Here is a 5,612-nt window from a genome sequence, read left to right as displayed (position 1 = left end):
CCCCCCCCCCCCCCGGCCCCTCTCCCGGGGGGAGAGGGGAGATAAAACGGTTACGCCTTGGCCCTGGCCAGCGCCTTGCGCCGTTGGTATTCCATCACCCGCTGGCGATAGTGCTCGGCGGTCTGGGCGGTGAAGACACTGCGGTTTTCGTCTTTCAGTTCGCCGCCGAGCTGCTCGGCGATCTCGCGCGAGGTGGCGAGTAGCTGCTCGAGGGCCCTGATCGCCTCGCCCTCGATCGGCAGCGCCAGGAACAGGCTCAGGCCGGGCGTGGTGAATTCCTCCATCTCGGCCAGGTCGAAGACACCGGGCACCACCATATTGGCCAGGCTGAATACCACCGGGCCGTCGTCGCTGCCACCCTGGTGGTAGTGGAAAATGTTCATTTCGCCGAAACGCAGGCCCGCGGCCATCATCGCCCGGAGGATATCGTTACCCTCGAAGAGATCGCCCTCCGCTGCCATCACGTTGATGATCAGCACTTCCTCGACCGGGGATTTTTCGCGCGGTTTGCTCGCTGGTTTCTTCACCGGGGCCCTCTTCTCCCTGCGCCCGGGCTTCTCCGCCCGGCGGGGGGCATGTGAAGCGGGCGCGCCGCTGGATTCCGGTACCGGTTCCGCGGTTGCGGCTTCCGGCACCTCGCTCTGGTTTTCTCTGGCATTCAGAGCTTCGAGGCTTTCCGACTCGTCGAGTTCCGGTTCGCGGCGATCTTCTTCGTCGTCGACGGAATCCATCAGGGTGGGCACCTGTTCTTCCAGGTTGAGCGAGGTCTGTTCCGGTTCGTTCCTCTCGGGGCCGCTGCCGGCGGGCGGTTTGCGCGAGGACATAAAGCTCTCCTGTACCTGGCGGTTCACCTGCAGGGCGTCTTCCAGCGCGCGGCGCTGTACCACGCGCACGCTGCCCGGCAGTTCCGCGGCAATCTGGCGACGTTTCTCTTCCTCTTCCGGGTCGAGATACTCTTCGTCGTCTTCTTGTTTTGAGCGCTTGTCGCGCCCCGGTGACAGCGCTTCTTCATCACCGTAGGTATCCCGCTGCATGGCCCGCGACAGATTGCGCGAGACTTTCATCGCCGAGCGCTGTTTGAGGATCGCGCGGCGCACGCCGTCGAGTATCGCCGCCAGCAGTACCAGCGCGAGAATGGTGATCAGCCAGTTTCCCATCAGAGCGTCTCTCCCTTACGCCTCTTATGCGGATGCCAGTTCGGCCGCCTCTTCCACATCCACGGTTACCAGGCGCGAGACGCCCGGCTCGTGCATGGTGACACCCAGCAGTTGATTGGCCATCTCCATGGCGATCTTGTTGTGGGTAATATAGATGAACTGCACGTGTTCGGACATCTCCTGCACCATGCGCGCATAGCGGCCGACGTTGGCATCGTCCAGCGGTGCGTCCACCTCGTCCAGCATACAGAAAGGTGCGGGGTTGAGGCGGAAAATCGAGAATACCAGCGCGATCGCCGTGAGTGCCTTCTCTCCACCGGACAACAGGTGGATGGTGCTGTTCCGTTTGCCCGGCGGGCGCGCCATGATCGCAATACCGGTATCCAGCAGGTCCTCGCCGGTCAGCTCCAGGTAGGCGTGGCCACCGCCGAAGACTTTCGGGAAGAGTTCCTGCAGGCCGCCGTTGACCTGGTCAAAGGTCTCCTTGAAGCGGGTGCGGGTCTCGCGGTCGATTTTCCTGATGGCGTTTTCCAGGGTCTCCAGTGCGCCCATCAGGTCGCTGTACTGGCGATCCAAGTATTCCTTGCGCTCCGATTCCTGTTTGTACTCGTCGATGGCCGCCAGGTTGATGGCACCCAGGCGCGAGATGCGCGCGGCCACCAGTTCCAGCTCCTGCTGCACCTGATCGATGGTCAGGTCGCCGGGGATTTCCTCCAGCACCCGATCCACGTCCTGGTCGTCTTCGCTCAGTTGTTCCGCCAGGCCGTTGCGCTGTACTTCCAGCGTCTGCGCGGCGAGGCGCTCCTGTTCCAGCTGCGCCCGTACGCCCTGCAGCGCGGATTCCACCTTGTGGCGCTCCTGCTCCTGTTCACGCAGGCCGCTCTCCACCTCTTCCAGTTTCTTGCGGGCCCCGGCCAGTTCGGTCTCCACTTCCACCCGCTCGCCGAGCTTCTCTTCCAGCTCGCCCTGGAAATCCTGGGAGGGGTCTTCGGTCTCGGCCATCTGTTCCTGCAGCAGTTCGCGGCGGCTGCGCAGGCGCTCCAGCTGTTCGCGCATCACCTGCAGGGTGCGCTCCAGGGACATCATCTGGGTGCGCACCGACTGTTCGCGCATGGCCAGTTCGTGGGCGCGGTCCTTGTCTTCGCGGGCGCGCGAGCGCGCCGCGTCCAGGGCCTCGCGCAGTTCGTCGCGGCGGGCCAGCAGCGTCTCGCGGCGGTCGGTATCCTCGCTCATGGCCTCGACCGCCTCCTGCAACAGCAGGCGCGCCTCGGACAGGGATTCCGCTTCCAGCTCCAGTTGCTCGCGCACCTCGACCACCTCCTGCTCGACACGGGTGCGGCGCTCGCCCATCTGTTCGGCGCGGGCGCGGCGGGCGGACAGCTGGCTGCGCAGCTCGGACTCGCGGCGGCCCAGTTGCTCGGCGTCGTTGCGGGACTGCTCGATGGCGGTCTCCAGATCGCCGGCTTTCAGGCGTAGCTCCTCGCGCTGTTCGCTGAGGTTCTCGATCTGCTCTTCGGTGGCGGAGATGGACGCCTCCAGCTCCTCCAGCTCCTGTTTGCGCTCCAGCACGCCGGCCTCGGCGTCGGAGGCGCGGCTGACCCGCAGCCAGTTGGGGCCCAGCCAGAGGCCGTCCCTGGTGACGATGGATTCGTGGGCCTGCAACTGCGCCCGGGCGGCAAGCGCCGCAGCCAGGTCCTCGGCGGTATAGATACCGGCGAGAATACCCGCCAGGGAGCCGGGCCCCTCGACCGCGTCTGCCAGTGCCGGCAGACTGCCACCGGCCGCGGGGCTGACGGCGCCGCCGTCGATAAAGACCGCCTGGCCGCTCTCCAGGCTGTCGAGGCCGTCGCCGAGGCTCTCCAGCCGGTCGACGCAGACCGCCTGTAGCTGGGCGCCGAGCACGGTTTCCACGGCCTTTTCCCAGCCCGCCTTGGCCGAGACCTGGTCGGCGAGGCGCGGTTTGTCGGCCAGCGCCTGCTGCTGCAGCCAATTCTCCACCGCTTTGCCCTGCCCCAGCGCCGCCTGCTGCAGCGCCTCCAGGGAGGCCTGGCGGCCTCGGCTGGTCTGCAGTTGCAGGCGCTGCTCGTCCAGTTGCGTGGCGATATCGCTCTCGCGGCCACGCAGGTCGGCGAGGGCTTCGTTCTTTTCGGTCACCGCCTCCCGGCGCTCGCCGGCCTGCAGTTCCAGCTCGGCCAGCTCTTCGTTCAGTTGCTCCAGCTCGCCGTCGTCGCCGCTATCCCGCAGGCCCTCCTTCTCCGCCTGCAATTTCTCGATGCGCTCCTGCAGGCGCTGGCCGGAGGTCTCCAGGTGCTGGATGCGGGACTGCTGCACCTCGGCTTTCTGGCGCGAGCCGGAGGCGCCGTGGTTGAACTGGTCCCACTCGTTCTGCCATTCGCCCATGGCCTCTTCGGCGGCCTGCAGGGCCTGCGCGGATTCCTCCTCGGCGGCCTGGACCATTTCCAGGTCCGGCAGGATGACTTCCAGCTCCGCCTCGAACTGGGCGGCCTTTTCCCTGTCGCTTTCCAGGCCGGTCTCCGCCTCGCGGAACTCCCGCTCGGTCTGCTGCAGGTCCGACTGCAGGCGGGTGCTGCGTTCGCGGGCGTGGGCGATGCTCTGTTCCAGGCGCGCGATATCGGCGCCCACAGCGTAGAAGCGGCCCTGCACCTCGTTGAAGCCGTCGGACAGCTCGTGGTAGCCGACGCGCTTCTGCTCGATATCGGTATCGCAGCTCACCTGGCGGGTCACCAGCTCCTCGACGGTGAGCTCCATTTCGGAGATCTGTTGCTGCCTGGCCTTGGCCTGCTCGTTCAGGTCGCGGTATTTCAGCGCCTGCAGCCGGGCCTTGTGGCCGCGCTCCTCCTCCTTGAAGCGGCTGTATTTTTCCGCCGCGGCGGCCTGGCGCTCGAGGCGGGCCAGCTGGCGCTCCAGCTCCTCGCGGATGTCGGTCAGGCGCTCCAGGTTTTCCTGGGTGCGGCGCATGCGGTTTTCGGTGTCGCGGCGGCGCTCCTTGTACTTGGAGATGCCCGCGGCCTCTTCGATATAGACACGCAGCTCCTCGGGCTTGGCCTCGATCAGCTTGGAGATCATGCCCTGCTCGATGATGGCGTAGCTGCGCGGGCCCAGGCCGGTGCCCAGGAAGAGGTCGGTCACGTCGCGACGGCGGCACTTGTCGCCGTTCAGGAAGTAGTTGTTCTGGCCGTCGCGGGTCACCCGGCGCTTGACCGAGACCTCGGAGAAGCCGGCATAGGGGCCGGTGAGTTTTCCGGCGGAATTGTCGAACACCAGCTCGATGGAGGCCTGGCCCACCGGCTTGCGGCCGCTGGAGCCATTGAAGATCACGTCGGTCATGGAGTCGCCGCGCAGGTTCTTGGCGGAGGACTCCCCCATCACCCAGCGCACCGCGTCGATGGTGTTGGATTTGCCACAGCCGTTGGGGCCGACCACGGCGCTGAGGTTGGAAGGGAAATGGACTGTGGTCGGGTCAACAAAGGATTTGAAACCCGCAAGCTTGATGCACTTCAGACGCATGTAGTTTTCGACTCGGTAATTCTTCTATGCCGGCTGGCGCCATGACTCGCCAAACCGCCAATTGTACATGGCGGCGGCGGGGGTTTCAGTGGGTTTTTTTCGGGACTGGGGACTGGGGACCCGGCGTAGGGTGTGCCGTGCGTACCGGCCGGTCAATGCAGAAAAGAATATCGAGGTCGGATGTGAAGGCCCTGCTGCCGGGGGCTGTTTGGGAAACGATTAACTCGGGACATCCATGTCCCTCGCCCTTCGGGCGCCTGCGGCGTTCAAATCGGCTGGTCCGGCCGCTCCATGTATTCACCGCGCCTTCGGCCCTGCCGATTTGTGCCGATGAGGCTGTTGAGCAAACAGCCACCGGCGGCAGGGCCGTCCCGGAACCTGCTTACGAAGCGAACTTCGGCAACCTCTACAGGCCCGATCAACGGTGCGCGCGGCGCACCCTACGTCGCTACGTCGCTGTTGGGACTATCGGCTCCCTGTTACAGCTTGCGGTCAATGGCAATCCGCTGGGGCTGATCCCATTTGGACTTCGGCAGGGAATCGATCTCGCCCTGCCAGTCCCCCGGCGCCGGGCGGGCGTCGCCGCGGACGGCGAGTCGCGCCACCAACTGCACTTCGTCGACACCGACGATGGAACGATTCGGCATCATTGCGCGGGATTCGTCCAGCACCACCTCCGCGGGCAACTGGCCGGCGCTCAGGCGCACGATTGCCAGCGGCATGGGGCCGTCCGTGCCGCGGGCGTAGATAAAGACCGGGGTATCCGGTTCCGCATCCACCCCGCCGGCCAGTGTGACCCGGACCGTGATGGCGGGCCCGGCGGCCGGTTGTTCGCTTTTGGCGGCGGCGGGCTCCACCGGCTCGCCGGCGTCCGCCAGCGCCTTTTCGGCCCGGGCCACGCCGGCCTCCAGCGCCTGCGCCGCGGCG

The 5,612-nt window shown here is 66.1% G+C and carries 3 protein-coding genes; all 3 read right to left on the bottom strand.

What is annotated here, in order from left to right:
- Positions 1-50 precede the first annotated feature (50 nt).
- Positions 51-1,157: a cell division protein ZipA gene (gene zipA / locus OQE62_RS16100; RefSeq protein WP_265723066.1), complete on the bottom strand. Its 1,107-nt coding sequence runs from the start codon at positions 1,155-1,157 to the stop codon at positions 51-53.
- Positions 1,158-1,181: 24 nt separating this feature from the next.
- Positions 1,182-4,685 carry a chromosome segregation protein SMC gene (gene smc / locus OQE62_RS16095; RefSeq protein WP_265723065.1) on the bottom strand — a complete coding sequence of 1,168 codons (3,504 nt, stop codon included), beginning with the start codon at positions 4,683-4,685 and terminating at the stop codon, positions 1,182-1,184.
- Between the two features lie 479 nt (positions 4,686-5,164).
- Positions 5,165-5,612: c-type cytochrome biogenesis protein CcmI/CycH (locus tag OQE62_RS16090; RefSeq protein WP_456152498.1), on the bottom strand; the 448-nt coding region annotated here is incomplete at its 5' end.

This window comes from Microbulbifer halophilus (assembly GCF_026183675.1).
GTDB lineage: Bacteria > Pseudomonadota > Gammaproteobacteria > Pseudomonadales > Cellvibrionaceae > Microbulbifer > Microbulbifer halophilus.
Note: the sequence above shows the minus strand (reverse complement) of the source record. Positions and strands in the feature narration are given on the sequence as shown.